The 24,603-nt window shown below is 73.1% G+C and carries 25 protein-coding genes and 1 riboswitch; of the genes, 13 read left to right on the top strand and 12 right to left on the bottom strand.

The window, feature by feature from the left end; genetic code table 11:
• Positions 1-158: 158 nt before the first annotated feature.
• A complete protein-coding gene (locus BZZ08_RS07095; protein ID WP_104631264.1) occupies positions 159-1,556 on the top strand; it encodes an MFS transporter in 1,398 nt (465 codons plus the stop codon).
• The gene (locus BZZ08_RS07090) at positions 1,553-2,686 is read left to right on the top strand and encodes an FAD-dependent monooxygenase (protein ID WP_104631263.1); all 1,134 of its coding nucleotides are present in this window, start codon (positions 1,553-1,555) and stop codon (positions 2,684-2,686) included. Before BZZ08_RS07095 ends, BZZ08_RS07090 begins: the two co-directional genes overlap by 4 nt.
• On the opposite strand, the gene BZZ08_RS07085 is transcribed toward BZZ08_RS07090, so the two are convergent.
• Together BZZ08_RS07085 and BZZ08_RS07080 are read right to left on the bottom strand one after the other, a co-directional pair.
• Positions 2,673-2,867 (bottom strand): DUF397 domain-containing protein, encoded by a 195-nt coding sequence (locus tag BZZ08_RS07085; RefSeq protein ID WP_104631262.1) that lies wholly within the window; start codon positions 2,865-2,867, stop codon positions 2,673-2,675. The genes BZZ08_RS07090 and BZZ08_RS07085 overlap by 14 nt on opposite strands.
• Positions 2,864-3,682, bottom strand: a complete 819-nt coding sequence (locus tag BZZ08_RS07080; protein ID WP_104631261.1) for a helix-turn-helix domain-containing protein — start codon at positions 3,680-3,682, stop codon at positions 2,864-2,866. Before BZZ08_RS07080 ends, BZZ08_RS07085 begins: the two co-directional genes overlap by 4 nt.
• A 144-nt stretch (positions 3,683-3,826) precedes the next feature.
• Here BZZ08_RS07080 and BZZ08_RS07075 point away from each other — a divergent pair, with 144 nt between their 5' ends.
• On the top strand, positions 3,827-4,282 hold the full coding sequence (locus BZZ08_RS07075) for an ATP-binding protein (RefSeq protein ID WP_241965394.1): 456 nt from the start codon (positions 3,827-3,829) through the stop codon (positions 4,280-4,282).
• Here BZZ08_RS07075 and BZZ08_RS07070 read toward each other — a convergent pair.
• Positions 4,279-5,748: an MFS transporter gene (locus BZZ08_RS07070; RefSeq protein WP_104631259.1), complete on the bottom strand. Its 1,470-nt coding sequence runs from the start codon at positions 5,746-5,748 to the stop codon at positions 4,279-4,281. The genes BZZ08_RS07075 and BZZ08_RS07070 overlap by 4 nt on opposite strands.
• Positions 5,749-5,882: 134 nt before the next feature.
• Between BZZ08_RS07070 and BZZ08_RS07065 the strand changes: the two genes are divergently transcribed.
• The gene (locus tag BZZ08_RS07065; RefSeq protein ID WP_104631258.1) at positions 5,883-6,494 is read left to right on the top strand and encodes a TetR/AcrR family transcriptional regulator; all 612 of its coding nucleotides are present in this window, start codon (positions 5,883-5,885) and stop codon (positions 6,492-6,494) included.
• A gap of 73 nt (positions 6,495-6,567) precedes the next feature.
• Positions 6,568-7,923, top strand: coding sequence for an APC family permease (locus tag BZZ08_RS07060; protein ID WP_104631257.1), 1,356 nt, complete (start codon positions 6,568-6,570; stop codon positions 7,921-7,923).
• Between the two features lie 30 nt (positions 7,924-7,953).
• Here BZZ08_RS07060 and BZZ08_RS07055 read toward each other — a convergent pair whose 3' ends face one another.
• Positions 7,954-8,388: a hypothetical protein gene (locus BZZ08_RS07055; protein ID WP_104631292.1), complete on the bottom strand. Its 435-nt coding sequence runs from the start codon at positions 8,386-8,388 to the stop codon at positions 7,954-7,956.
• A 137-nt stretch (positions 8,389-8,525) separates the two neighbouring features.
• On the opposite strand from BZZ08_RS07055, the gene BZZ08_RS07050 reads away from it, so the two are divergent.
• Complete coding sequence (locus BZZ08_RS07050; RefSeq protein ID WP_198601331.1) at positions 8,526-9,173, top strand: TetR/AcrR family transcriptional regulator; 648 nt, start codon at positions 8,526-8,528, stop codon at positions 9,171-9,173.
• Positions 9,174-9,311: 138 nt separating this feature from the next.
• Complete coding sequence (locus tag BZZ08_RS07045) at positions 9,312-10,943, top strand: MFS transporter (RefSeq protein WP_104631256.1); 1,632 nt, start codon at positions 9,312-9,314, stop codon at positions 10,941-10,943.
• A 70-nt stretch (positions 10,944-11,013) separates the two neighbouring features.
• On the opposite strand, the gene BZZ08_RS07040 is transcribed toward BZZ08_RS07045, so the two are convergent.
• The 6 genes from BZZ08_RS07040 to BZZ08_RS07015 all read right to left on the bottom strand — a co-directional run bounded on the left by BZZ08_RS07040 (position 11,014) and on the right by BZZ08_RS07015 (position 15,881).
• Positions 11,014-11,862 (bottom strand): ATP-binding cassette domain-containing protein, encoded by an 849-nt coding sequence (locus tag BZZ08_RS07040; RefSeq protein ID WP_104631255.1) that lies wholly within the window; start codon positions 11,860-11,862, stop codon positions 11,014-11,016.
• Positions 11,859-12,608, bottom strand: a complete 750-nt coding sequence (gene cbiQ / locus BZZ08_RS07035) for a cobalt ECF transporter T component CbiQ (RefSeq protein ID WP_104631254.1) — start codon at positions 12,606-12,608, stop codon at positions 11,859-11,861. The genes BZZ08_RS07040 and cbiQ overlap by 4 nt, the downstream gene beginning before the upstream one ends.
• Positions 12,609-12,965, bottom strand: coding sequence for an energy-coupling factor ABC transporter substrate-binding protein (locus tag BZZ08_RS07030; RefSeq protein WP_104631253.1), 357 nt, complete (start codon positions 12,963-12,965; stop codon positions 12,609-12,611).
• Positions 12,962-13,660, bottom strand: coding sequence for an energy-coupling factor ABC transporter permease (locus BZZ08_RS07025; protein WP_104631252.1), 699 nt, complete (start codon positions 13,658-13,660; stop codon positions 12,962-12,964). Before BZZ08_RS07025 ends, BZZ08_RS07030 begins: the two co-directional genes overlap by 4 nt.
• A gap of 30 nt (positions 13,661-13,690) precedes the next feature.
• A riboswitch (cobalamin riboswitch) is annotated at positions 13,691-13,876 on the bottom strand.
• Between the two features lie 104 nt (positions 13,877-13,980).
• Entirely contained in the window at positions 13,981-14,538 is a 558-nt protein-coding gene (locus BZZ08_RS07020; protein WP_104631251.1) for a potassium channel family protein, read from the bottom strand.
• A complete protein-coding gene (locus BZZ08_RS07015; protein WP_104631250.1) occupies positions 14,535-15,881 on the bottom strand; it encodes a chloride channel protein in 1,347 nt (448 codons plus the stop codon). Before BZZ08_RS07015 ends, BZZ08_RS07020 begins: the two co-directional genes overlap by 4 nt.
• Before the next feature lie 281 nt (positions 15,882-16,162).
• Here BZZ08_RS07015 and BZZ08_RS07010 point away from each other — a divergent pair, with 281 nt between their 5' ends.
• Entirely contained in the window at positions 16,163-16,627 is a 465-nt protein-coding gene (locus BZZ08_RS07010; RefSeq protein WP_104631249.1) for a DUF7144 family membrane protein, read from the top strand.
• Positions 16,628-16,743: 116 nt separating this feature from the next.
• Here the strand turns inward: BZZ08_RS07010 and BZZ08_RS07005 are convergent, their stop codons facing one another.
• Positions 16,744-17,277, bottom strand: a complete 534-nt coding sequence (locus tag BZZ08_RS07005) for a GNAT family N-acetyltransferase (RefSeq protein WP_104631248.1) — start codon at positions 17,275-17,277, stop codon at positions 16,744-16,746.
• 173 nt (positions 17,278-17,450) lie between these two features.
• A complete protein-coding gene (locus BZZ08_RS07000) occupies positions 17,451-20,591 on the bottom strand; it encodes an FAD-binding and (Fe-S)-binding domain-containing protein (protein ID WP_104631247.1) in 3,141 nt (1,046 codons plus the stop codon).
• 208 nt (positions 20,592-20,799) lie between these two features.
• Between BZZ08_RS07000 and BZZ08_RS06995 the strand changes: the two genes are divergently transcribed.
• From BZZ08_RS06995 to BZZ08_RS06975, 5 genes are all read left to right on the top strand, one after another.
• Positions 20,800-21,192 carry a cell division protein SepF gene (locus BZZ08_RS06995; protein WP_198601330.1) on the top strand — a complete coding sequence of 131 codons (393 nt, stop codon included), beginning with the start codon at positions 20,800-20,802 and terminating at the stop codon, positions 21,190-21,192.
• A 94-nt stretch (positions 21,193-21,286) separates the two neighbouring features.
• Positions 21,287-22,504 (top strand): ATP-binding protein, encoded by a 1,218-nt coding sequence (locus BZZ08_RS06990; protein ID WP_104631245.1) that lies wholly within the window; start codon positions 21,287-21,289, stop codon positions 22,502-22,504.
• Positions 22,501-22,845: a nucleotide pyrophosphohydrolase gene (locus BZZ08_RS06985; RefSeq protein ID WP_059298140.1), complete on the top strand. Its 345-nt coding sequence runs from the start codon at positions 22,501-22,503 to the stop codon at positions 22,843-22,845. The genes BZZ08_RS06990 and BZZ08_RS06985 overlap by 4 nt, the downstream gene beginning before the upstream one ends.
• Before the next feature lie 183 nt (positions 22,846-23,028).
• Positions 23,029-23,499, top strand: coding sequence for a DUF6099 family protein (locus BZZ08_RS06980; RefSeq protein ID WP_104631244.1), 471 nt, complete (start codon positions 23,029-23,031; stop codon positions 23,497-23,499).
• Between the two features lie 72 nt (positions 23,500-23,571).
• Entirely contained in the window at positions 23,572-24,495 is a 924-nt protein-coding gene (locus tag BZZ08_RS06975; protein WP_104631243.1) for an LLM class F420-dependent oxidoreductase, read from the top strand.
• Positions 24,496-24,603: the final 108 nt, after the last annotated feature.

The following is a 24,603-nucleotide window of genomic DNA, read 5'->3' as shown; positions in this document are numbered from 1 at the left end:
GCCGGGCGCCCCACCCCCTACCGCGGTATCACCGCACGTTGGCTCCCGGGTATGACGTCCGGCCCATGACCGTTCCCTCACTCTGCACTTCGCCGCCAGGCACCACCGAAACCGCGTCGGTGCCTTTCCACGGGCGGCCCATGAAGTGAGGGACGTTCATGACCACAACCCTGGCCCCCTCGGTCCCCGTCGGGAAGGCCGCTGTCGGGGCGCTGGGCTTACTGGCGCTGTCCACCGGTGCCCTGGAGTCGGTGGTGTCACCGACGATCCCGCTCCTGGAACGCGAACTGGACATGAGCCAGTCGGAAGGGGCGCTGCTCAGTATCGTCCTGCTCATCACCGGCGCGCTCATCACCCCGCTGGCGGGCAAGTTCGGCGACCGCTACGGCGGGAAGAAGGTCCTGATCCGCCTGATGGCGGTGGTCTCGGTCGGTGGCACGGTGTCCGCCCTGGCCCCGAACCTGCCCGTGCTGCTGCTCGGTCAGGTGTTGCAGGGCGCGATGATCGGCGCGCTGCCCCTGTCGTTCATCGTGGTCCGCAGACACCTGCCACCCGGAGAGTCCAAGGTGGCCATCGGCGTGGTCAGCGGGCTCTTCGTCGGCGGGTCGATGGTCGGCATGCTGTCGGCCGGTCCGGTGGCGGAACAGCTCTCCCGCCACTGGATGTTCGCGCTGCCGACGATCGCGGTCGCCGGGTCCACCCTGCTCGTGAACAGGCTGATGCCGGAAGATCCGCCCGGCCGGACGGACGGCGCCGGGATCGACTGGCCCGGCCTGCTGCTCCTGAGCGGGATGCTGACCACCCTCATGCTCGTCCTCGCGCTGGCGCCCGAGGCGGGCTCGCAGCCGCTCGCACTCCTCGCCCTCGTCGTCCTGCTGGCCGCGTGCGGCACGGCATGGGTGAGGGTCGAACGGCGCGCGGCCGCACCGATGATCGACCTGCGCATGCTGGCCCGGCCCGCGATCTGGAAGGCGTGCGTGCTGACCTTCGTGATCTGCCTCGGCGCCACGACGGCGGTCTACCTCGTGCCGCAACTGCTCGACGAGCGCGGCGACGGCTACGGCTTCGGCGCCAGCGCCACCGAGATCGGCTTCTACCTGCTGCCCGGCGCCCTCGCCGCCACGCTGGCCGGGCCGCTCGGCGGGATCGGGGACCGCCGGTTCGGCTCGCGTGCCGTGGTCAACACCGGCGTCGTCATGATGACCGTCGGCCTGCTCGCCGTGGCCGCCGTCCACAGCGAGATCTGGCACCTCGTCGTCGGCAAGGTGCTGATCGCGCTGGCCAACGGCCTGTGCGTCACGGCCATGATGACCAGCACCGCCACCGCCGTCGACCAGAACGACACCGGCATCGCCACCAGCCTGATCCTGGTCAGCCGCGTACTCGGCTCCGCCGTCGGCGGGCAGCTCGGCGGCGCGCTCCTCACCGCCGGTACCCCCTCGGGATCGGAGGTCGCGGCCGAATCGGCCTACGTCACCGGTTTCGTGATCGCCGGCGTCGTCGTGTCGCTGGCCCTGTTCGTCACCCGCACCATGAGCAAGGGAGTCCACGCATGACCCGCACCGTACCGAGGCGCACCGTCCTGATCTCCGGGGCCAGCATCGCCGGTCCCGCCCTGGCCTTCTGGCTCAACCGCCACGGATACGAGGTCACCGTGGTGGAGAAGGCCGACACCCTCCGCAGCGGCGGCTACCCCGTCGACGTACGCGGCACCGCGCTCGACGTCGTCGAGCAGATGGGGCTCCTGCCGCGACTGCGGGACGCGCACATCGACCTGCGCCGCCTCACCTTCCTGCACGGGGACGGCAGCGAGGTCACCTCGCTCCACCCGCACGCCGTCACCGGCGGTGCCACGGGACGGGACCTGGAGATACGGCGCGGCGACCTGACCGACGCGCTGTACACGGCCGTCCGGGACGACGTGGAATTCCTCTTCAACGATTCCGTCGACACCCTCGACCAGTCCGGGGACGGTGTCGACGTCACCTTCCGCGGCGGCGGCAGCCGTACCTTCGACCTGGTCTTCGGCGCGGACGGCATGCACTCGCGCACCCGGGAGATGGTGTTCGGGCCCGAGGAGCGGTTCCACCGCTATCTCGGATACTGCTTCGCCGTGTTCCCCATGCGCAACACCCTCGGCCTCTCCCACGAGACGGTCATGTGGAACACCCCCGGCAGGGCCGCCGCCCTCTACGCCGTGGGGGACGAGGACGAGGTGCACGCCTTCCTCAACTTCGCCCAGCCCGACCCGCCCTTCGACGCGTTCGGCAGTCCGCAGGCCCAACGGGATCTGATCACCAAGGTCTTCGCCGACGCGGGGTGGGAGGTTCCCGGTATCCTGGCCGCCCTCCACGACGCGGACGACGTGTTCTTCGACGCGGTCAGCCAGATCCGCATGCCCCGCTGGTCCCAGGGCAGGGTCGCGCTGCTCGGCGACGCCGCGCACGCGCCCTCGTTCCTCACCGGCCAGGGCACCAGCCTCGCCCTCATCGGCGCGTACCACCTCGCCGATGCCCTGGCCGACCGGGGCCACGCCGAGGGCTTCGCCGCCTACGAGCGCGGCACGCGGGACTTCGTGACCCTGACCCAGGACCGGATCGGCGAGGGCGGCGGCACCCTCTTCCCGACCACGGCCGTGGCCCTGGAACAGCGCAACGAACGGCTACGGAGCCTCAGCGCCCGATGAACCCCGCCCACGCCTCGCGCGACACGCGGATGACGGGGCCGGTCACGGCCTTGGAGTCCCGGACGAGCACGGCGTGTGTGCCGGCGGCTATCTCGACGCAGTCGCCGCCTTCGGTTCCGCTGTAGCTGCTCTTGAACCAGATGAGGTCGGACACGACGGCCGAGGACTCAGCGGTGTTCATAGCTCTCCCAGCAACCTCTCGATGAACTCCAGTGACTCTCGCGGAGTGAGAGCCTGTGATCGGATGATCCCATAACGGGCGGCGGCCAGTGCCGCCTGTTCTGGGTCGGTCTGAAGGGTGCTGGTCGACTGCGCCTCGATGTATACGAACTTCTTGCCGTCCTTGCGTGTGACGATCGTGAACGGTCCGTTCACACCGGCGTTGTCCTCACAGTCTGTCGGCATCACTTGGATCTCGACGTTGCGCTTCTGACCCATGAGGAGCAGGTGTTCCAACTGCCCTTGCAGCGCGCCCTTGCCGCCGTATCGGTGCCGGAGCACCGACTCGTCCATGACGAAGCTCAGTAGTGGTGAGGGACGTCGGTCGAAGATGTCCTGCCGGGCCAACCGGGCGGCCACGCGTTGTTCGATCGTCTCGTGGTCCAGGACTGGGCGCCGCATGGCCAGCAGCGCTCGCATGTACTCCTCGGTCTGAAGCAAACCCTTGACCACGAGGGCGTCGTACGCGAGCAGTTCGATGGCCTCCTTCTCCAACGTCGCCATCCCCTGGAAGAACACCGGGTACTGCGCCCGCTCCACCTGCTCCTTCCACACCGTCAGCAAGCCGCCCGCGTCCAGGACCTCGTCCGCCCGCTCGATGGTCCTGGGCGACGGGACGCGCCGTCCCTGCTCGTACGACGCGACCGTGGCCGCCGAGTAGTCGATCCGTCGGCCGAACTCCTCGCGCTCCAAGCCCGCCCGGATCCGCAGCGTCTTCATGGTCTGGCCGAACGCGACGACCACCGTCTGCCCGGACGTGTCCGCAGCCTCGCTCATCCCCACCGCCTCCCTGCCCCAACGCCGCCCCCGCGGACCCGTCACGCCGCGCGGCTCGTACCCGTACCGCCACGGTGCGTACAGCGGGCCGCGTCGGTGCGTCACCACTGGTCACGCTACGCGACCGGCGCCACCGTTGTCGGCATGACGAACCAACCCGTCCTGGCCGACGGCACCTTGACGCGCACGTTCGAGATGCGCTTCACCTCCACCCCGCGCGGTGCCCGCCTCGCCCGCCGACTGGCCGCGCACCGGCTGGACGCCTGGGGCATCCCGTACGGCACCCGCCCGCACGACGAGACCGTGCTGGTGCTCGGCGAGCTGACCGCCAACGCCGTGCGGCACGGCCACGTCCCCGGCCGGGACTTCCACCTGCTCCTGCACGTGACCGCGCCCTGCGGCACCGTGCGGATCGAGGTCGCCGACAGCCGTGGCGAACGCACGCCCCCGGAGCCGGAGGAACTGCGTGCGCCCGACGGCGAGGACACCGGTGGCCGGGGACTCCTTCTGGTCGCCGCCCTCGCCGAGCGCTGGGGCTGGCACCCGCGGCCCGGAGGGCCGGGCAAGACGGTATGGGCGGAGTGCCCGTCCGTCGGCTAGGGCCTGTCGGAGCGCGTTCGCAGGAAGAGCGCGGCGACGACGACTCCGACGAGCACCAGGGCCGCGTTGACCGCGATGGCCGTGGTGACCCCCTGGTGGACGGCGGAGGCGGTCGTCGCGCCCGCGGTACCGGCGGTGACGACGGCGGACATGATGGGCGTACCCAGGGTGATGCCGACCTGCTGGGACATCGAGGCCAGGCCGGTCGCCAGTCCCTGCTCTGCATCCGGCAGCCCGCTCGTGGCCGTGACCATGAAGCCGACGATGACGAGCATGTTGCCGACCCCGCCGAAGAAGGTGGCGGGCAGCAGCAGGGCGAGGGAGGCCCCGGTCGTCGTCCCGAGGAAGAGCAGGGCCGCGGTGAAGACGGCCTGGACGACGCCGCCGACGACGAGCACGGTCGTCGTGGACGTCCTGGCGAGCAGGCGGGGGGCGAGCAGGCCGCCGACGACGGTGCCCGCGCCGAGGACGCCGAAGGTGACGCCGGCCGCGAGGGGCGAGAAGCCGAGGGTCTTCTGGAGGTACAGGGTGAGCAGGTAGACCAGCGAGGTCTCGGTGACGAAGGCGAGCAGGCCCAGCAGGTTGCCCCAGGCCACGTTGCGGCGTCCGAGTGTGGCGAGCGGTACCAGCGGCGCGGCCACGGTGCGCTCGATCAGGACGAACGCGGCCAGGAGGAGCACGCCTCCGGCCAGCCCGCCCAGTGCGTGCGGGTGGGTCCAGCCGTGTTCTCCGGCCTGGGTCATGCCGTAGACGAGACCGAGCAGACCGAGGGTGACGGTGAGCGCGCCGGGCAGGTCGAGGCTGCGGCGGGTGGCGGGCCGGGACTCCTTGATGACGGCCGGGCCGACGAGCACGACGGCGAGCGCGACGGGCACGTTGACGAAGAACGCCCAGCGCCAGGAGAGCAGGTCGGCCAGGACGCCGCCGAGGATCGCGCCGGTCGTGAAACCGGCCGACATCAGCGCACCGTTGATGCCGAGCGCCTTCTGCCGCAGGGGGCCTTCGGGGAACGAGGTCGTCAGCAGGGACAGCCCTGCCGGGGTGGCGGCGGCGGTGGCCAGGCCCTGGGCGACCCGGGCGGCGAGCAGGGCCTCGGGGCTGGTGGCGAGTCCGCCGAGCAGGGAGGCCAGACCCAGCAGGGCGAGACTGCCGATGAAGATCTTCTTGCGGCCGATCAGGTCGCCGATGCGGCCGAAGAAGAGGGTGAAGCCCGCGGCCGACAGGGCGAACGAGGTGGCCACCCACTGCAGGTCGGCGAGGGAGAAGCCGAGTCCGTCGCCGATCGCGGGCAGCGCGACGTTCAGGATCGAGAAGTCGACGGCCAGCATGAACTGGGCGACCAGCAGGACCGTGAGGATCAGTTTCGAACGGCCGGTCAGCCGCTGCGGATCGGTCTCGGCGGTGGGCGGGCCGGAGGCCGGGCCCGGACGTGCGGTCGACCGCGGCGCGTCTTCGGTGACGGACATGGCATTCCCCTCGGAGTCACTAATGGGTCTGTAGTTCCGTTACGGCTCGGAAGGTAGCACGGTGGAGGCGGTAAGGGAACTGCGGTTCCGATAAGGTGGGTCTCTGCTGTCGTGACAGACAAGAGGGAGCCGTCATGCCGGACACAGCCGCCCCCGGGACCCAGCGCCCCGGAGGTCGCACCGCCCGTATCCGCGAGGCCGTCCTCCGCGTGGCGGGCGACACGCTCGCCGCCGACGGCTTCGACGCGCTGGACCTGGGGGAGGTCGCGCGCCGCGCGGGTGTCGGCAAGACGACGGTCTACCGCCGCTGGGGGAGTCCCGGGGGCCTCGCCGCCGACCTCCTGGCCGACATGGCGGACCAGTCGCTGCCTCGTGCCGACACCGGCACCCTGGAGGAGGACCTCCGGGCGAACGCGCGCCTCGTCGTCAAGACGCTCACCGACCCGCGGCAAGGGCGCCTCTTCAAGGCGCTGATCGCGGCCTCCCTCTGCAACGAGCAGGCCGCCGAAGCCCTGCACCGCTTCTATGCCGTACGCGTCGACGAGTGGGCCGGCTGCGTGCGGGACGCCGTCGCGCGCGGCGAAGTCCCGGGCGGCACCGATCCGCACGGGGTGGTGGCGGCCGTCTCCGCCCCGCTCTACTACGCGCTGCTCAACACCGGTCGGCCCCTCACCGAGGCCGACGCCGACCGGGCGGCACGCGCGGTGGGCGCCGCCGCGCGCGCGGGCGTGTGGGTGGCGGGGTGACCGACGAGCCCCCTGTGCGCGTGGAGGCCGAGGCCGGGGCGTGATTTCCGCCCGGCGGGAAACCTGAGGCCACATGGCGAGACTCGGAACACCACGGTCGGCGGACACCCAGGACACCCAGGACACCCCAGCGCTCAAGCGGGCGCTGACCACCCCGCTGCTGTACTTCTTCATCCTGGGCGACGTGCTCGGCGCGGGCGTCTACGTGCTGGTCGGGCAGGTGGCCGCCGACGCCGGGGGAGCGGTGTGGGTGCCGCTGGCCGTCGCGCTGCTGCTGGCGATGCTGACCGCCGCCTCCTACGCCGAGCTGGCCACGAAGTACCCCCGGGCGGGCGGCGCCTCCCACTACGCCACCCGCGCCTTCGGACCGTTCGCCGGGTTCGTCGCCGGTTTCTGCATGCTCGCCGCCGGCATCGTCTCCGTGGCCGCGCTGGCCCGCGGTTTCGGGGGCGACTACCTGTCCGCCTTCGTGACGCTGCCGGTCGGGCTCGTCGCCGTGCTGTTCCTCGCCCTGCTCGCCCTGGTCAACGCCCGGGGCATCAAGGAGTCGACCCGTGCCAACGTCGTCGCCACCGTCGTGGAGGTCGGCGGCCTCCTCGTCATCGTCGTCCTCGGCGCCTGGCTGCTGCTGCGCGGCGACGGCGACCTGGGCCGGCTCGGGCAGCTCGGCACGCCGGAGAAGGGCGCGGCGGCGGCCGTACTGAGCGGCTCCGTACTGGCGTACTACTCCTTCGTCGGCTTCGAGACGTCGGTGAACGTCGCCGAGGAGACCCGCGACCCGCGGCGCTCCTACCCGCGCGCCCTGTTCGGCGCCCTCGTCACCGCGGGCGCCGTGTACGTGCTGGTGGGCCTCGCCGCGTCCGCCGCGGTACCGACGGAGCGGCTGGCGGAGTCGAGCGGGCCGCTCCTCGAGGTCGTCGAGGAGGCCGGGGGCGTCCCGACCCGGCTGTTCAGCGCGATCGCCCTCGTCGCCGTGGCGAACGGGGCGCTGCTCACCGGCATCATGTCCTCCCGCCTGGCCTACGGGATGGCCCGGGACGGGCTGCTGCCCGCCGCGCTGACCAGGGTGCTGCCCGGCCGCCGTACCCCGTGGCTCGCGATCGCCGTCACGACCCTGCTGGCGATGCTCCTCGCGCTCACCGGCAGTGTCGCCACCCTGGCGTCCACCCTGGTCCTGCTGCTGCTCGTCGTCTTCCTCATGGTCAACACGGCCGTACTCGTCCTGCGTCGCGACGCGGGCGAGGCGGACCACTTCCGCGCCCCGACCGTGCTCCCCGTGCTGGGCGCCGCGTCCTGTGTCGCGCTCGCCACGCAGATCGAGGCCCAGGTGTGGCTGCGCGGCCCGCTGACCGTGGCCGTGGGGATGGTCCTGGCCGCGGTCGCCGCCGTTCGGCGGAGCAGGGCCGCGAACCCGTCCGGGCGGGCCTAGAAATCCTCTGCCCCGGCGGTCCCGGCACCGTCACCCGGCCAGGGCGGCGCAGCCCAGCGCGAGCAGGGCGAGGACCTTCACGATCTCCAGGGCGACGTAGTACAGGTGTGCGCCCGAGCGGTGCTCCGCCGGGTCCTCGCCCGCGAGCACCGCGTCGGACCGGCGGTTCAGCCGGGGTCGTACGACGCCGAGCTGCACGGCGAGCACGGCCACCGCGACGGCGGTGGCCGTCACGACCGCCGCGGAGGGGCCACCGGCGGCGACCGCGACGATCACGGCGACGGCGAGGACGGCCTCGGCGAGGTTCAGCGCGCGGAAGACCAGCCGGCCGATGCCGAGACCGACGGGGATCGTCACCCCGGGGGCCCGGAATTTCAGCGGCGCCTCCAGGAAGGAGATCGCCAGCACCATGCCGAGCCACAGGAAGGTGACGGCACCCGCCACGGCCGCCGACGTCGTGTCCATCGCGCAGACCTCGTCCTTCTCGTCGCTCTTCCGTCGACGTTCTCGTTGTCCTGCTCGTCGCGCCCCCGTGCCAGAATGGACGACCACGTTCAGGCCGCCCTCCCCGCCCCCCCCGCATCGTCCCGCCCGAGGTTGCCGTGACCAAGCCCGTCGCCCGTGAGCCGCAGCGCCGCAACGCGCGGTCGAACCGGGCGCGCATCCTGGCCACCGCCCGCCGGGAGCTGGGGCGGAACCCGGACACCACCCTGGAGGAGCTGGCCCGCGCCGCCGGTGTCGTACGGCGTACCCTTTTCGGCCACTTCCCGGGGCGCGCGGCGCTCCTGGAGGCCCTCGCCGAGGAGGCGTCCGAGGTGCTGCGGGCCGCGATCGCCGAGGCGGCCGGACCGGACGAACCGGCCGACCGGGCGCTCGCGCACTTCACGCTGCTGATGTGGCCGGTGGGCGACCGCTACCGGATGCTGCTGGCGCTGGCCCGGCACGATCTGGGCGTGGAGCGCGTGGCCGAGATCCTGGCCCCGGCCCGCGCCGAGGTCACCGCCATCCTGGAGCGCGGCCGGCGGGACGGGGTCTTCCCCGCCCACCTGCCCCCCGCCGTGCTGAGCGCGGGACTCGAAGCGATGGTCGTGGCGCTCCTCGAGCAGGTCAACACCGGTGCCCTGGAGGACGACGGCACCCGTGCCGCCATCGCCATTCTCATCGCCGCCGGGGTGCCGGAGCGGTCCGCGCGGACCGTGGTCGGGAGCGTGGGTCCCGCGGCGCTCGCGCAATCCGTCCCGGCCGAGTAGGCCACCCCCTCCTTTCAGCAGGCGCCCTTCCGGTTGGTGGGCGCCTTATTTGCACGCACGTGTGCAACAAACTACGCTTCTCTTGTCTGCTCATCTATGGGCAATTAACTCGCCCTCGTTTGTCTCCGGGAGCCCACCATGCCCCTACTGGCCACCACCCCCGTCGAGAAGATGCCCGGGCCCTACGCCCGGCGCTGGTGGGCTCTCCTGGTGCTCTGCCTGAGCCTGCTGATCGTCGTGATGGCCAACACGTCCCTGATCGTGGCCGCCCCGGACATGACGGCCGACCTGGGCCTGAGCAGCAGCGACCTGCAGTGGGTCATCGACGGCTACACCGTCCCGTACGCCGCGCTGATGCTGGTGCTCGGCGCGATCGGCGACAAGTACAGCCGTCGCGGCGCCCTGGTCACCGGTCTGGTGATCTTCGCGGGCGGTTCGGTGATGGGCAGCCTGGTCCACGAGACGGGGCTGGTCATCGCGGCCCGGGCGGTCATGGGCGTCGGCGCCGCCGTCGTCATGCCGGCCACGCTCTCCCTGCTGGTCGCGGTCTTCCCGAAGGGGGAGCGGGCCCGCGCCATCACGGCCTGGACCGCCACCTCCGGGCTCGCCATCGCGGTCGGGCCGCTGGTCGCCGGGTGGCTCCTGGAGGACCACGCCTGGGGCTCGACCTTCCTGGTCAACGTCCCCGTCGCGGTCCTCGCCGTGGTCGGCGCGCTGGTCCTCGTACCGCCGTCCAGGGCGGCCGGCATGGGCCGCGTCGACTACGTCGGCGGGCTGCTCTCCATCGTCTCCGTCGGCAGCCTGGTCTACGCGAGCATCGAGGGCCCGCACTTCGGCTGGGGCGCGGGACCGGTCGCCGCGGCCGTCGTCGCCGGGGCCGGCCTGATCGCCTTCGTGGCCTGGGAGCTGCGCCACCCGCATCCCATGCTGGACGTGCGCAGGTTCCTGCTGCGGCCGTTCAGCGGCTCGATGCTGGCGGTGCTGTTCTTCTTCTTCGGCACCTACGGCGCCATCTACTACGCCACGCAGTTCCTGCAGTTCGTGCTCGGCTACGGCGCGCTGGAGACCGGCGTACGGCTGCTGCCGCTGGCCGGTGCCGTGTTCGTCGGCGCGGCGGTGACCGGGCGGCTCACCCCGAAGCTGGGCGTGAAGGCGATGGTCGGCTCCGGCATGGCGATCGGCACCGTCGGGGTGTTCCTGCTGGTCCGGATCGACCAGGGCTCCACCTACGCCGACTTCCTCGCCCCCATGCTGCTGCTCGGCCTCGCCATCGGCCTCAGCGTGTCCCCGGCCACCGACACCATCATGGGCTCCTTCCCGGAGAGCGAACTGGGCGTCGGCGGCGGCGCCAACGACACCGCGCTGGAACTCGGCGGCTCCCTCGGCATCGCCGTCCTGGGCTCCCTGCTGGGCACCGCCTACCGGGACGAACTGGCCGGACTGGTGGGCGACCGGCTCCCGGCCGCCGCGCTGGACACCGCCCAGGACTCGGTGGGCGGCGGACTGGCCGTCGCCGAGCGCCTCGCCACCAACCCGTCCGCCGGACCCGAACAGGCGCAGGCCCTCGCCGACGCCGTGAACAAGGCCTTCGCCCACGGTGTCTCGACGACCAGCCTCGTCGGCGGCATCATCATGGCGGCCGGCACCCTGATCGTCCTCGCCGTCCTGCCCGGCCGCCGCGCCCGGCAGGCGGCCGAGAACACCGGGGACGGCAGCGCGGAGAGCGCGGCGCAGGACCGGGACACCGAGCTGAGCCGCTCCCAGGGCTGAGCCGTTCCCAGGGCTGGGCCGCGTCCAGGGCTGAGCCGTTCCCGGGGTTGAACCGCCCGCCCACGCCCCGTCAGTCGGCCAGTGCCGCCAGCTCCTCCGCCGTACGCGGACCGGTGGCGGAGTCGGGCAACAGCCCCCGCGCCCGCAGCAGTCCGGCCGCCGCGACACCCCACGGGAGCCGCAGCCCGGCCCGCCGCAGCAGGTCGGTGCGGGCCAGCGTCGGGGCGGTCGGGCCGGTGCGCACACCGTCCGGAGTGAGCAGGGCGGCGTCGTCGGACCAGCGCAGGGCGAGGTCGACGTCGTGGGTGGCCATCACCACGGTGGTGCCGCCCGCGCGCAGCCCGTCCAGGGTGGCGAGCAGCCGCTCCTGCCCGTCCGGGTCGAGACCCGCGGTCGGCTCGTCGAGGATCAGCACCCGGGGCCGCATCGCGACCGCCCCGGCGATCGCGGTGCGCTTGCGCTGCCCGTACGACAGCAGGTGCGTGGGCCGGTCGGCCAGCGCCGCGATGTCCAGCGCGGCGAGCGCCTCCCCGACCCGGGACCTGACCTCCGCGTCGGACAGCCCCAGGTTCAGCGGACCGAAGGACACGTCCTGGCCGACCGAGGCCGCGAAGAGCTGGTCGTCCGGGTCCTGCACCACCAACTGCACCGTGGTCCGCAGCCGGGTCAGCCCCTTGCGGTCGTAGGACACCGGCTCCCCGCCGAGCGTCAACGCCCCCGTGCGCGGCCGCAGTCCGCCGCTGAGCAGCCGCATCAGCGTCGTCTTGCCACTGCCGTTGCGGCCGAGCAGTGCCAGCGCCCGCCCCTCGCGCACCGCGAAGTCCAGGCCCACCAGCACGTCCGGGCCCTCCTCGTACCCGAACGACGCGCCCCGCAGGGCGACCAGGGCCGGTTCCGGTGACTGCGCCGGTCCGTTCACGACAGGGGTCCTTCCAGTACGAGGGTGAGGCCGGCCAGCGCCGCCAGCAGCGCGACGCTCGCCGCCGTGAACGGCACCGAGACGCGGGCCTCGGGCACCAGCACACGCAGGGTGCCGTCGTAACCGCGCCCGGCGAGCCCCGACTGGAGCCGCGCCGCCCGGTCGAAGGCCCGCACGAACGCGGTGGCGCCGAGCCCGCCGAGCGAACGCCAGGCCGCCGCCCGGGTGGTGTGGCCGAGCCGCGCGGCCTGCGCTTCCCGGATGCGGCGCACGGAGTCCAGCAGCAGGAAGCTCATCCGGTACGTCACCAGCGCCACGTCCACGACCGGCGCGGGCACCCCGGCCCGCACCAGGCGCGGCAACAGGTCGGACATCGGCGTGGTGAACGCGAACAGCAGCACCCCCAGCGAGGCCGCCGAGGTGCGCAGCAGCAGCCCGCCGGCGCGCGCCGCACCGCCGTCGGCCGCCGACAGGAACCCGTCCGGGCCGCCGACCCGCACGAGCAGCGGCAGCGCCCCCGTCACGCAGAAACCCAGCGGCACCCGGTACGCCCGCCACAGCCGGCGCCCGGGCACGCCCGCCGGGCCGAGCAGCACCGTGAGCGCCGCCGCCAGCACCAGCGCCGCACCCGGCCAGGGCGGCAGCGAGATCGCAAGCACGGTCAGGCCGAGACCGAGCACCGCCTTGTCCACGGGATGGCGGCGCCGCCAGCGACTGGCGTGCGCCGCCGCGTCGATCGGCAGCACTCAGTCCCCTTCGGGGGTGTCTCGCGGCACCGCCGTTGCCTCGGAAGCCGCCGGTGCCCGCTCCTCGCCCTGCCGCCGGCCCCGGCGCAGCCCGAAGTAGTACGCCAGCACGCCCGCGCCGAGCGCGGCCTGGAGGGCGAACAGCGCCGACTCGATCTCCCCGGACGGCGGTTCGTACAGCGGGGAGAACCACGGCTCGTAGTCCGGTTCGATCTCGGTGATCGCCGTCTCCGCCTCCGCGTCGGCCCCGGCGAACGGCTCCTTCTTGTGGTCGCCGAGCCCCAGCACCAGCGGCAGCACCGCCAGCGCGGCCACGGCGAGCAGCAGCAGGGTGTTGATCTTCGCGTTGCGGCTCATCGGGCCACCGCCTCCTGCTTCCGCTCCCCGGACCGGGTCAGCAGCACGCCCAGCCGGGTCAGTTCGCCCTTGCTGGACTGCACAAGGAGCCGCATCACGATCACCGTGAGCAGGCCCTCGCTCACCGCCAGCGGGATCTGCGTCACGGCGAAGATGGACCCGAACTTGCCGAGCGCGCCCAGGAATCCGCTGCTCGGGTCGGGAAAGGCCAGCGCCAGCTGCACGCTGGTGACGCAGTACGTGGACAGGTCGGCGACGAACGCGCCGAAGAACACGGTGACCATCAGCGGCACGTCAAAGCGGCGCAGCAGCCGGTAGCCGCCGTACCCGGCCCAGGGGCCGACGATCGCCATCGAGAAGACGTTGGCGCCGAGCGTGGTCAGCCCGCCGTGGGCGAGCAGCAGCGCCTGGAAGAGCAGGGTGATGGTGCCCAGGACCGCCATGATCGGCGGCCGGAACAGGATCGCGCCCAGGCCGGTGCCGGTCGGGTGCGAGCAACTTCCGGTGACGGACGGCAGTTTCAGGGCCGACAGGACGAACGTGAAGGCACCGGAGGCGCCGAGGAGCAGCGTGCTCTCCGGGTGCTCCCTGACCTCACGGGTGAGTGACCGGACTCCGTGGACGACGAACGGCGCGGACGCGACACCCCAGGCGATCGCGTGCACCGGTGGCAGAAAGCCCTCGGCTATGTGCATGGCTCAGCAGACCCTCTCCAGCACCTCGTGGATGGACGACGCGCCTTGGCCGGTCTCCTGGCTTACGGGTACCACCGCCCGTGCTCCGCCTTCCCGGATCGCAAGCGATCCAGTGGCTGCCCGCGAGGGCCGGAGCCGGACTTCCCGATTCACAGTGGCGAGGGCCGCACCGGCATCACACCGGATTTCCCGTTCACCAAGGCGTGGCGACAGTAGTGCTCCCACGGGGGCGCGCACAAGCGGGCCTCGGCTCCGGCGGCCGTCCCGCAGGACCGCCGGACAGGCCCCGGGGCTGCGGAAACGCCCGGGGCCGGCCGCCGTCAGCGGGAGCGGCCCCGTTCGGTCCGCCGGACCACCATGTCCCGCATGCGGGTGGTCAGCGCGGTGGCGGCGGCGGTGAGGAAGACGAAGCTGTACGTGATCTGCAGGATGGTCACCACCCGCGCGGCCTGGCCCCGGGGGGTGATGTCCCCGTACCCGACCGTGGCGAGCGTCACCACAGTGAAGTACAGCGCGTCGATCCGGGTGTGCAGTCCGCTGAACTCGCCCGGCGACTTGGCCAGGGTGTAGTACGTGGCCGAGAAGACGTGCACGGACAGGACGATCAGCAGCGAGATGACCACTCCGGGCCTGCTGTCCGGATGGTCGAGCAGGACGTGCCGGATCTGCCGCAGCAGCAGCACGGCCACGACGGTCAGCAGCAGCGCGAACAGCACCCAGCTCAGCACCGGCCGCTGCGGCCCCAGATGGTCGAGGGGGAGCAGGAAGTACGCCGCGACCACGGCGGCCGCGATCCCGACCCGGACGAGCCAGGGCCGCAGGGCGTCCCAGCCGGTACGGGTGCGGGGGCGCGGGGGCGCGGTCCGGCGGTCCTTCACCGTGCCGCTCCGGTCGCCGGCGCCTGGCCCGCCTCCGGCTCCGTCCGCCGCACCAGCTGGGCGACGATGAACGCGACGACCGACGCCATGACGATCAGCGGGGTCTGGTCGTGGGCGTCCCGGCCCATCAGCAGCACCGCCAGGACCGAGCTGGCCAGCGGCAGTCCCGTCACCGCGGCCGCGGCGGCGGCGATGCCGAGGGCGAGGGCCGGGGTCGCGCCGAAGCCGGGCAGCCCGGAGCAGGCCAACGCGGTCGCCGCGCCCAGCAGAACCGACGGGAAGATCGGGCCGCCGCGCAGTGCGCCCAGCGCGATGCCCCAGGCCAGCCCCTTGCACACGACCAGCGCGACCAGCGCCCCCACCGACCAGGCGTGCGGGTGCGCGGCGAGCTGGGCGAGGGTGGCCTGGCCGGACAGCGCCGCCTCGGCCGGGGAGCGGCCGGTGATGAGCGCGTAGGCGGCGACACAGACGCCGACCGCGGTGGCGCAGACGACGGTGCGCGCGGCCGTGCGGTCCCGCGTCCAGGTGACGGTGCGGCGGCCCAGCGCGCGGGCCACCGTGACCAGTACGGCGATCAGGGCGGCGGTGGGCAGGCCCCACAGGAAGTCGCCCGCGTCGGGACCGGCCTGGGGCGGCAGGTCGGGCAGGGCCAGCGCGCCGATCTCGAGCCCCGTCCACTGGCCGAAGCCGGTGAAGACCAGCGCACCCGTCGCGCTGGCCAGCAGACAGGGCAGCAGCAGCGCGACCAGCCGGGTGCCGGCCAGTCCCGCCCCCTCGATGAGCAGGACCGCCGCCGCCACCGGACCGCCGAGGATGGTGGAGATCGCGGCGGTGGAGCCGGCCGTGGCGAGGATCGCGCTCGCCCGCTGGTCACCGCCCGCGCCCGCCCGCCGCACCGCCAGCAGGGCGAGCCCGCTGCCGACGGCCATGAGCGGGGCCTCGGGACCCAGCACCACGCCGAGCGGCAGCGTGGCCAGCGCGGCCAGCACCGCGCCGGGCAGCGCGCGCGGGCCGACGGGCGCCCCGCCCAGGCCGTTCACCGGGAGGTGGCCGCCACCGCCCGGCAGCCGGGTGACGATCGGGGCCAGGATCAGCCCGGCGAGGAGCAGCGCGGGCAGCGGCCACCACCAGGGCGGGGTGTGGTAGCCGACCGCCTCGGGCAGCGAGGTCCACACCCAGTGCTGCAACTCGTGCTGGAGTCCGACGAAGAAGAAGCAGGCCAGCGCGATGGGCACGCCCAGCAGCACGCACAGCAGCAACAGCCGCCGGTAACCCGGGCTGAGCAGGGTCTGCCGCAGGGACTGCTCGGCCCGGCCCGGGGCGGCGTTCGCCGGCGCGGTCACGGAACCCGCCCCCGCGGTCCCCGCCGGGGCAGCGGCCGACTCGTCACACGCCCTCCTTCTTCCACCCCGCGGGCGCCGTCGGTCACCGGGGGACGCGGGTGCCGCTCAGTTAACGCGAGGCCGCGACCGCCCGCATGCGCACGCCCCGCGCGCGATTCACCCGTACGGCGGGCCCGCGTGGCCGGGGAGTCCGGCCGCCCGCAGGCTCTAAACGACCTGTCGGTGCCGTCGGCGCCGGCGGGCAGCTGCCCCGTACGGGGGACACAGAAAGGACTCCGCTCATGAGCCAGCACGCCGAACCCACTCCCGGCCGGCCGTCCCGCGGCGGCGACGCCTCCTGGGCCCAGCGCTCGGGCGACCGCACCAGCGGCTGGGTGACCGGCGGCGTCGTCTTCGCGGGTGTACTGCTGCTGCTGAACGGCGCGCTCGCCGTCCTCCAGGGGATCGCGGCCATCGCCGAGGACGACGTGTACGCCCGTATCGGCACCTACGTCTACGAGATGAGCCTGACCGGCTGGGGGATCGTCCACGTCATCCTGGGCGCCCTCGTGTTCGTCACCGGATTCGGACTGCTCAGGGACATGGCGTGGGCGCGGGTGGCGGGCATCGTCCTCGCCTCGCTGAGTCTGATCGCCCAGTTCCTGTTCCTGCCGTACTCGCCCGTCTGGTCCGTGATCATGATGGCGATCGACGTGTTCGTGATCTGGGCCCTGGCCAGCCGCCAGGACAACCCGTCCCGCGCCTGAGACCCCCGCCCCGAAGGACGGTCACCCCCGCGCCGCGGTGGTGACCGTCCTTCGTGCCGGGCCTTCGTGCCGGTGGTCGGCTGTCTTGTGGTGATCGACGGTCGGGCGGGTGCGGTTCATGCCTGGAACTCGGTGAGGTCGATGGCGTGGACGCTCAGGGGGTAGCCGTGTACCGGGTGGGTCGTCTCCCGCTCGGGGGCCATGCCGAGCTTGCGGATGACGTTCTCGGAGGCGTTGTCCCCCACCCGGCTGATGCTGATGACACGGTCCAGGCCGCGGTCCTGGAGGGCGAACTCCAGTGTGGCGTGCGCGGCTTCGGACGCGTATCCCTGGCCCCAGAACGGTGAGCCGAGCCGCCAGCTGATCGCCACCGCGGGCATCACCTCCGGCAGGAACTCGGGCACGGACAGTCCTGTGAAGCCGATCAGTTCGCCCGAGGCCAGCAGTTCGACGGCGAAGAGTCCGAAGCCTTCCTCGTCCCACTCCTCCTCCCACCGTTCGATGTCCTCGGCCGTGTGGTCCAGGTCGCGCACCGAGCCGTCCTCAGTCCAGCGCATGACCTGTGGGTCCGCGTTGATGTCCGCCATCGACGCGAGGTCGTCGTCGTGCCAGCTGCGGAGGAGAAGACGGGGTGTGCGGATCTCGGTCATGCGCCCATCCTGCCGAAGGCAAGCACCGCATCGGTAATCCGGCGCCGACCGCGCGCTGCCGCTTCGACAGCGCGGTCGAGAGGCCGGACCGACTCGGTGGCCGCCTGCCGCAGCACCGAGACCATTCACCGGATCGCGGCCAGCCCCCTTCGTGCCGGGCCTTCGTGCCGGGCTCAGCGGCGGCGCAGGCTCCGGGCGACCGCCGTAGCCGCCGCCGCGGTACCCACGGCGGCCGCCGCCGTGCCCGCCAGGGCCAGCGCCCGGGCCCGGGGGCCGGGAGCGGCCGGACGGGCGCCCGGCGCGGTGCCGTACGCGCTGCCCGGCGTCCCGGAACCGGCAGCGGGGTCCGGCAGGGCCGAGGCCAGCAGTTCCGCCAGGTGCACGCCCTCGTGGCCGCCGCTGTCGAACTCGTGGATCTGGGTGCGGCAGCTGAAGCCGTCGGCGAGGACGACGGTCGACTCGTCCTCCTCCCGAAGCCGCGGCAGCAGCACCCGCTCCGCGCATGCCTCGCTGACGTCCAGGTGACCGCGCTCGAAGCCGAAGTTGCCGGCCAGCCCGCAGCAGCCGGAGTCCAGGCGCTCCGCGTCCACCCCGGCCCGCCGCAGCAGCTCCTGGTCGGCCTCCCAGCCGAGCACCGCGTGCTGGTGGCAGTGCACCTGGGCCAGCGCACGCGCGGACCGCTCCGGGACCCGCGGCGGCTCGTAACCGGGGGAGTGCTCGGTGAGCAGCTCCGACAGCGTCACCGTCTGCTCGGCCAGCCGCAGCACGTCCTGGTCGCCGGGGAACAGCTCCGCCGCGTCGGCCCGGAACACGGCCGTGCAGCTCGGCTCCAGCGCCACGACCAGGCCGCCCGCCCGCACCTGGCCGGCCAGGGCGCGCACGGTGCGGGTGAGCACCTTCTCCGCGGTGCCCAGCTGCCCGGTGGAGATCCAGGTCAGCCCGCAGCACAGCGGCTCGTGCGGCAGCTCCACCCGCCACCCGGCGTGTTCCAGGACCCGAACCGCCGCCCGGCCGATGTGCGGGTGGAAGTGGTTGGTGAAGGTGTCCGGCCACAGCAGCACCGACCCGCGGTGCCCGTCGCCCTCCGGCTCGTGGTCCGCGAACCACTGCTCGAAGGTCCGCTCCGCGAACAGCGGCACCTCCCGGTCCGCCACGCCCGCCACCAGCACCGCGGCCTTCGACAGCAGCGGGGCGTGCGTGAGCGCGTTGACGACCGGCCCCAGCCGGGTGCGGCCCACCACCTGGGCGAGCGCCGGCAGCCAGCCCATCGACCAGTCCGAACGCGGCCTGCGCCACGGCCGGCCCTGGTAGTGGTGGGACAGGAACTCCGCCTTGTACGTGGCCATGTCCACGTCCGCCGGACAGTCCTTCTTGCAGCCCTTGCAGGCCAGGCACAGATCGAGGGCGTCCTTGACCGCCTCCGAACGCCAGCCGTCCCGGATCGCGCCGTCCCCGTGCCCGTCGAGCATCTCGAACAGCAGCCGGGCCCGGCCCCGCGTCGAGTGCTCCTCCTCGCGGGTCACCTGGTACGACGGGCACATCACCGTGCCGTCACTGGTGTGCTGCCGGCACTTGCCGACCCCGACGCAGCGGTTGGCCGCCTGCGCGAACGAACCCCCGTCGTGCGGGAAGCGGAAGCGCAGGTCGCGGGGTTCGAACGGGGCCCAGTCACCGCCGAGCCGCAGGTTCTCGTCCAGCCCGTACGGAGCGACGACCTTCCCCGGGTTCATCCGGTTCCGCGGGTCGAAGACCGCCTTCAGCCGCCCGAACGCCTCGACCAGCCGGTCCCCGAACATCCGGGACAGCAGCTCGCCCCGGCTCTGCCCGTCGCCGTGCTCGCCGGACAGCGAGCCGCCGAACTCGACGACGAGGTCGGCCGCCCGCTCCATGAACCTCCGGTACGTCGCCACCCCGTCCGCGGTGTACAGGTCGAACGGGATGCGGGTGTGCACGCACCCCTGCCCGAAGTGGCCGTACAGGCTCGGACCGGTGTCGCTCAGGTACCCGAACTCCTCGAAGAGCGCACGCAGCCGGCGCAGGTAGTCGCCCAGCCGTTCGGGCGACACCGCCGAGTCCTCCCAGCCCTCGAAGGTGTCGGGCTTGCCCGGGATGTGCGCGGTGGCGCCCAGCCCCGCCTCGCGCACCTGCCACAGGTCCTCCTCGTGCGACGGGTCGTCGAGGAACGCGCAGTCGGCGTCGTGCTCGGAACGGTGCACGGCCTCCAGCAACCGGTGCGCCCGCGCGTCGGCCTCCTCGGCGGTGTCCCCGCCGAACTGCACCATCAGATAGGCGTTGCCCTCCGGCATCTGGGCCAGCGCCTCGGGGTTCAGGTGCTTGATCCGCTCGTCGCGGACCAGCCGGGCGTCGACGCCCTCCAGCGCGATCGGGTCGTGCGGCAGGATGTCGGGCACCGCGTCGGCGGCCTTGTCGATGCTGTCGAACCCCAGCACGAGCAGGGTCCGTTCCTTCACCACCGGGACCAGTTCCAGCTCCGCCCGCAGTACGGTGACCAGCGTCGACTCGCTGCCCACCAGCAGACCGGCCACGTCGAAGCCGTGCTCCGGCAGCAGGGAGTCCAGGTTGTAGCCGGAGACCCGGCGCGGGATGTCCGGGAACCGGCGGCGGATCTCGTCCCCGTAGGTGTCGCGCAGCGCGCGCAGCCGCCGGTAGACGGTCGCCCGCAGATCGCCCTGCCGCTCGATCTCGGCGTACTCCTCGTCGTCCGTCTCCCCGCACCAGAAGCGGGTGCCGTCGTAGAGCAGCACCTCAAGGCGGGCGATGTTGTCCACCACCTTGCCGTGCGCCTGCGCGGTGGCGCCGCAGGAGTTGTTGCCGATCATGCCGCCGAGGGTGCAGTTGGCGTGGGTGGCGGGCTCGGGACCGTAGCGCAGCCCGTACGGTGCGAGTTGCCGGTTCAGGTCGTCGAGCACGATCCCGGGCTGGACGACGCAGGTGCGGGCGTCGGCGTCCACCGACTCGATCCGGGTGCAGTACTTCGACCAGTCGAGGACCACGCCCGCGTTGGTGCACTGCCCGGCCAGGCTCGTCCCGCCGCCGCGCGACAGCACGGGCGCGCCGAACTCCCGCGCCACGGCCACCGCCTCCGCCCCGGCCTCCGGGGTGCGCGGGACGACCACGCCGAGAGGGGTCTGGCGGAAGTTCGACGCGTCCGTGGAGTAGGCGGCCCGGCTCCCGGCGTCGAACCTGACCTCACCGTCGACCCGCTCGCTCAGCGCGGCCCGGAGCGAGGCGGTGTCGACCGGCGGCGGTGCCCCTTCGCGCGTGACGGGCTCGGGCAGATCCAGCGCACCCATGGGCACTCCTTCGAGGGTCGGCGTACGTCCGTCGGCGCGACAGCGGCGTCCGCGAGGGCGCGACGGCCGTCGCTGAGTACCCGTCCCGGTGCCGGACAATCACCGGACACGGAGTGTCGCCAACCGTGTCGCTGTTGGGCCGAACGGGTGACTTGGCGTAAGAATTGGCTGGTGCAGGCAATGAAGGCGAGTGAAATCGGGGGAGCCGGTGAACAGCCACGACGTCACCGATGAACAGTGGGAAGGGCTCGCCCAGGTCGTGCCGCTGCGTGGGCGCGACGCCTGGCCGTCGGCGGTCGGTCACCGGGCGATGCCGGAGGCGGAGACGGAGCGCCGCCGCCGTTTCGTCGTCCTCAGGGTCAATGTGTTCGCGGACGCCCGCGAGGTCGCCGAGACCCTGATGGCGGGGATCCCGGTGCTGCTGGACCTCACCAGCGCCGAGGGCGAGGTCGCCAAGCGGGTCCTGGACTTCAGCACCGGCGTCGTCTTCGGCCTGGCCAACGGGATGCACCGGGTGGACCGCAACGTCTTCCTGCTGACCCCGGCGGGCACCGAGGTGAACGGGCTGATGGAGAGCGCGGTGGGAGTCCCGGGCGAGTGACGGTCCCGCCGGTCCTGACCGGCCGGTCCCCCGATCGTAGGAAAGCGGTCCGGGCAAAACGGTTCACCGTCCGGCGCGGTCCTACGGTCCGCATATGGCAGCGTCACCTGCGTCCTCCGCGTCACCCGCGTCGTCCGGCCCACCCGTGTCGCCCGCGTCCGCCCCGCCGCTCCCCGGCCGCCCCCGCATCACCCGGCTGCGGCTGTCCGCCTTCGCCGGGCACCGGCGCGCCGTGCTCCGGCTCGGGCCGCTCACCGTGCTCGCCGGGGCCAGCGGCAGCGGCAAGACCAGTGCGCTCAGGGCGTACGACGCCCTGGCCCGGCTCGGCGGCGGCGCGGAACTCGGCGCGGTGTTCCCGGACCCGGCCGCCTGCGTGCCCGAACGGGCCAGGCCCGACGCCCAGCACCGCCGGGGCTTCCGCATCGGCTGCACGGCCGACGGGGCCGAGGGGCCGGTGCACCTGGACGTCGCCGTGCAGGCCGAGCCCGAGCTGCGCATCGTGGGGGAGCGGCTGACGGCGGACGGCGTCGTGCTCCTCGAGACGGCGCTGCGCGACCCCGGCCGCCGTGCCGTGCAGGCGGCCTGGCACACGGCCGGGTCGGCGCCCGTGACCCGCGCCCCGCTGCCGGACGACCGGCTCGGCACCCCGCTGCTGCCGCTGCGGGTGGCCGGCAAGACGGACGGACAGCGCAGGGTGCTCGCGGCGGCCGAGCAGATGGTGGTCGCCCTGCGCTCCGTCTTCGCCTGCGATCCGCGGCCGGGCCGGATGCGGGAACCCGTGCCCACCGGCTCCGGACGCCTCCTCGGCGGCTGCGACAACCTGGCCGACGTGCTGTGGCGCACCCGCGCCGAGTGCGGCCGGCGGCACGCGCAGTTCGTCGCCGCGGTACGCACCGGATGCGCGGGCCCCGTCGAGGACGTCCTGGCCGAACCGGTCCTCGGCGGTGTGGTCCGCGCGCTCCTCGACCGGGGCGACGGCGTCCGTACCGGCCTCGCCCGCCTGGGCTACGGCGAGCTGCGCTATCTCGCCCTCGCCCTCGTGCTGTTCACCGGTCCCGGGGTACTGGAGGTCGACCCGGCCGGCGAGGTGCCCGCCGCGCTGCAGACGCTCACCGTCCTCGCCGACGGTTTCGACCGCGGCCTCGACGCGCGCCAGCGTGCCGAACTGCTCCGGCTGGCGGCGCGGATGTGCGAGCGGGGGCACATCCGCTTCGTCGGCGCGGTCGCCGACGCGTCGTGGGTGGCGGGGGCGGCCGGGGAGGCGGGGGCCGACGGGGCGGGCGGCGTCACGGTGGTACACCTGAACCCGTGACCGATCATCCCCGTGACCTCGCGGCACTGCGGCGCAGGCTGGCCGAGTTCGCCGCCGCGCGCGACTGGCAGCCGTACCACACCCCCAAGAACCTGGCCGCCGCGCTGAGCGTGGAGGCCTCCGAACTCCTCGAGATCTTCCAGTGGTTGACACCCGAGCAGTCGGCCCGCGTCATGACCGACCCGGACACCGCCCACCGGGTGCGGGACGAGGTCGCCGACGTGCTGGCGTACCTCCTCCAGTTCTGCGAGGTGCTCGGCGTCGATCCGCTGGCCGCGCTGGAGGCGAAGATCGAGCGCAACGAGTCCCGGTTCCCCGTGGCGGGCGCGCCGGAGGACTGAACCGGGGGAGTCAACCGCTCCGTTATCACTCTCCGCAGTCAAAATCCGGCCAGAAATCAATAATGTGTCCGAAGATTTCCGCCTTCCTCTGGCTTTTTGTCCCACACGCCTTCACTCTGGGTAGTGGACAGCGGAGTTCGGGCGGACGCGCCGCGAGCGCGTCGGAACAGACGGGGGCAGCGCATGGACGCTGTGCGGCTCATCGTGACGAGTGGGCGTGCCCTGGCCGCCGGTGGCGAGGTGCCGGTCGTCCTGACGGAGGTGTGGCAGGTGCAGGCCCTGGCCCAGGCGATCGGCAGCCGGCTGGCGGTCCACGGCCCGCCCGAACTGCGCGGCGAGGCCATCGGCTTGACCGAGCTGGCGGGCCGCGGCTGCGGGGTGCTGGGCACTCCCGAGCTGGCCCCGGGTGAGCTGCGCGCCGCCCAGCTCACCGAACTGGGCGACGCCCGGCAGGCCCTGATGCGCCTGGGCACCCTGCTCGGCGAGACCGGCATCGCGCTCGTGGGCGTGGCCTGCGCCGCGGACGACGAGGCGACGTACTGGCAGTGCATGGAGGCCATCGACGCGGCCGACGAGTCGCGGGACCGGGTCCTGGAAATGCTGCGCAAACTGGCGGACCGCGACGCGCACTTACCCGAGCGGGAGGCAGGCTAGGACGCCCGCGCGCCGCGCGCCGCGACCCGCGCCTGTGCCGGACACCCGCGCCGAGCAGGCAGGATGGGAGACATGGATCTCCGTATCTTCACCGAGCCCCAGCAGGGGGCCACCTACGACACCTTGCTCACCGTGGCCAAGGCCACCGAGGACCTCGGCTTCGACGCCTTCTTCCGCAGCGACCACTACCTCCGCATGGGCGCCGTGGACGGCCTCCCCGGCCCCACCGACGCCTGGATCACCCTGGCCGGCCTCGCCCGGGAGACGAAGCGCATCCGGCTCGGCACCCTCATGACCGCGGGCACCTTCCGGCTGCCCGGCGTCCTCGCCATCCAGGTCGCCCAGGTCGACCAGATGTCGGGCGGCCGTATCGAGCTGGGCCTGGGCGCCGGCTGGTTCGAGGAGGAGCACAAGGCGTACGGCATCCCCTTCCCGAAGGAGAAGATCGGCCGCCTGGAGGAGCAGCTGGCGATCGTCACCGGCCTGTGGGCCACCGAGACGGGCAAGACCTTCGACTTCCACGGCAGGTTCTACGACCTCACCGACTCGCCCGCGCTGCCCAAGCCCGCGCAGGCCAAGGTGCCCGTGCTCATCGGCGGCCACGGCGCCACCCGCACCCCGCGGCTGGCCGGCCAGTACGCCGACGAGTTCAACATGCCGTTCGCCTCGATCGAGGACACCGAGCGCCAGTTCGGCCGGGTACGGGCCGCCGCCGAGGCGGCCGGCCGCGGCGCGGACGCCCTCACCTACTCCAACGCCCTCGTCGCCTGCGTCGGCAAGGACGACGCCGAGGTCGCCCGGCGCGCCGCCGTCATCGGCCGCCAGGTCGACGAGCTGAAGGCCAACGGCCTCGCGGGCTCCCCGGCCGAGGTCGTCGAGAAGATCGGCCGCTACGCCGAGGCCGGCGCCCAGCGGATCTACCTCCAGATCCTCGACCTCGACGACCTGGACCACCTGGAGCTGATCTCCTCCCAGGTCCAGTCGCAACTGGCCTGAAACCGCGCGCCCGTCGAACAGCCGAATAACCGAAGGCGCCGGTCACCCGCCCTGTGCGATCGTGTGACCGTCGTCCTGCCGGAGCCCTCGGGATACCGCCCCGGGGGC

Origin of the sequence: Streptomyces sp. MH60 (assembly GCF_002939385.1) — a bacterium.
In the GTDB taxonomy this organism is placed as follows: domain Bacteria; phylum Actinomycetota; class Actinomycetes; order Streptomycetales; family Streptomycetaceae; genus Streptomyces.
Note: the sequence above shows the minus strand (reverse complement) of the source record. Positions and strands in the feature narration are given on the sequence as shown.

What these genes read in the sequence shown, in the direction of transcription:
- BZZ08_RS07095 (WP_104631264.1), top strand. Translation starts at nt 159, where the DNA reads ATGACCACAACCCTGGCCCCCTCGGTCCCCGTCGGGAAGGCCGCTGTC.
- BZZ08_RS07090 (WP_104631263.1), top strand. Translation starts at nt 1,553, where the DNA reads ATGACCCGCACCGTACCGAGGCGCACCGTCCTGATCTCCGGGGCCAGC.
- BZZ08_RS07085 (WP_104631262.1), bottom strand. Translation starts at nt 2,867, where the DNA reads ATGAACACCGCTGAGTCCTCGGCCGTCGTGTCCGACCTCATCTGGTTC.
- BZZ08_RS07080 (WP_104631261.1), bottom strand. Translation starts at nt 3,682, where the DNA reads ATGAGCGAGGCTGCGGACACGTCCGGGCAGACGGTGGTCGTCGCGTTC.
- BZZ08_RS07075 (WP_241965394.1), top strand. Translation starts at nt 3,827, where the DNA reads ATGACGAACCAACCCGTCCTGGCCGACGGCACCTTGACGCGCACGTTC.
- BZZ08_RS07070 (WP_104631259.1), bottom strand. Translation starts at nt 5,748, where the DNA reads ATGTCCGTCACCGAAGACGCGCCGCGGTCGACCGCACGTCCGGGCCCG.
- BZZ08_RS07065 (WP_104631258.1), top strand. Translation starts at nt 5,883, where the DNA reads ATGCCGGACACAGCCGCCCCCGGGACCCAGCGCCCCGGAGGTCGCACC.
- BZZ08_RS07060 (WP_104631257.1), top strand. Translation starts at nt 6,568, where the DNA reads ATGGCGAGACTCGGAACACCACGGTCGGCGGACACCCAGGACACCCAG.
- BZZ08_RS07055 (WP_104631292.1), bottom strand. Translation starts at nt 8,388, where the DNA reads ATGGACACGACGTCGGCGGCCGTGGCGGGTGCCGTCACCTTCCTGTGG.
- BZZ08_RS07045 (WP_104631256.1), top strand. Translation starts at nt 9,312, where the DNA reads ATGCCCCTACTGGCCACCACCCCCGTCGAGAAGATGCCCGGGCCCTAC.
- BZZ08_RS07030 (WP_104631253.1), bottom strand. Translation starts at nt 12,965, where the DNA reads ATGAGCCGCAACGCGAAGATCAACACCCTGCTGCTGCTCGCCGTGGCC.
- BZZ08_RS07025 (WP_104631252.1), bottom strand. Translation starts at nt 13,660, where the DNA reads ATGCACATAGCCGAGGGCTTTCTGCCACCGGTGCACGCGATCGCCTGG.
- BZZ08_RS07010 (WP_104631249.1), top strand. Translation starts at nt 16,163, where the DNA reads ATGAGCCAGCACGCCGAACCCACTCCCGGCCGGCCGTCCCGCGGCGGC.
- BZZ08_RS07005 (WP_104631248.1), bottom strand. Translation starts at nt 17,277, where the DNA reads ATGACCGAGATCCGCACACCCCGTCTTCTCCTCCGCAGCTGGCACGAC.
- BZZ08_RS07000 (WP_104631247.1), bottom strand. Translation starts at nt 20,591, where the DNA reads ATGGGTGCGCTGGATCTGCCCGAGCCCGTCACGCGCGAAGGGGCACCG.
- BZZ08_RS06990 (WP_104631245.1), top strand. Translation starts at nt 21,287, where the DNA reads ATGGCAGCGTCACCTGCGTCCTCCGCGTCACCCGCGTCGTCCGGCCCA.
- BZZ08_RS06980 (WP_104631244.1), top strand. Translation starts at nt 23,029, where the DNA reads ATGGACGCTGTGCGGCTCATCGTGACGAGTGGGCGTGCCCTGGCCGCC.
- BZZ08_RS06975 (WP_104631243.1), top strand. Translation starts at nt 23,572, where the DNA reads ATGGATCTCCGTATCTTCACCGAGCCCCAGCAGGGGGCCACCTACGAC.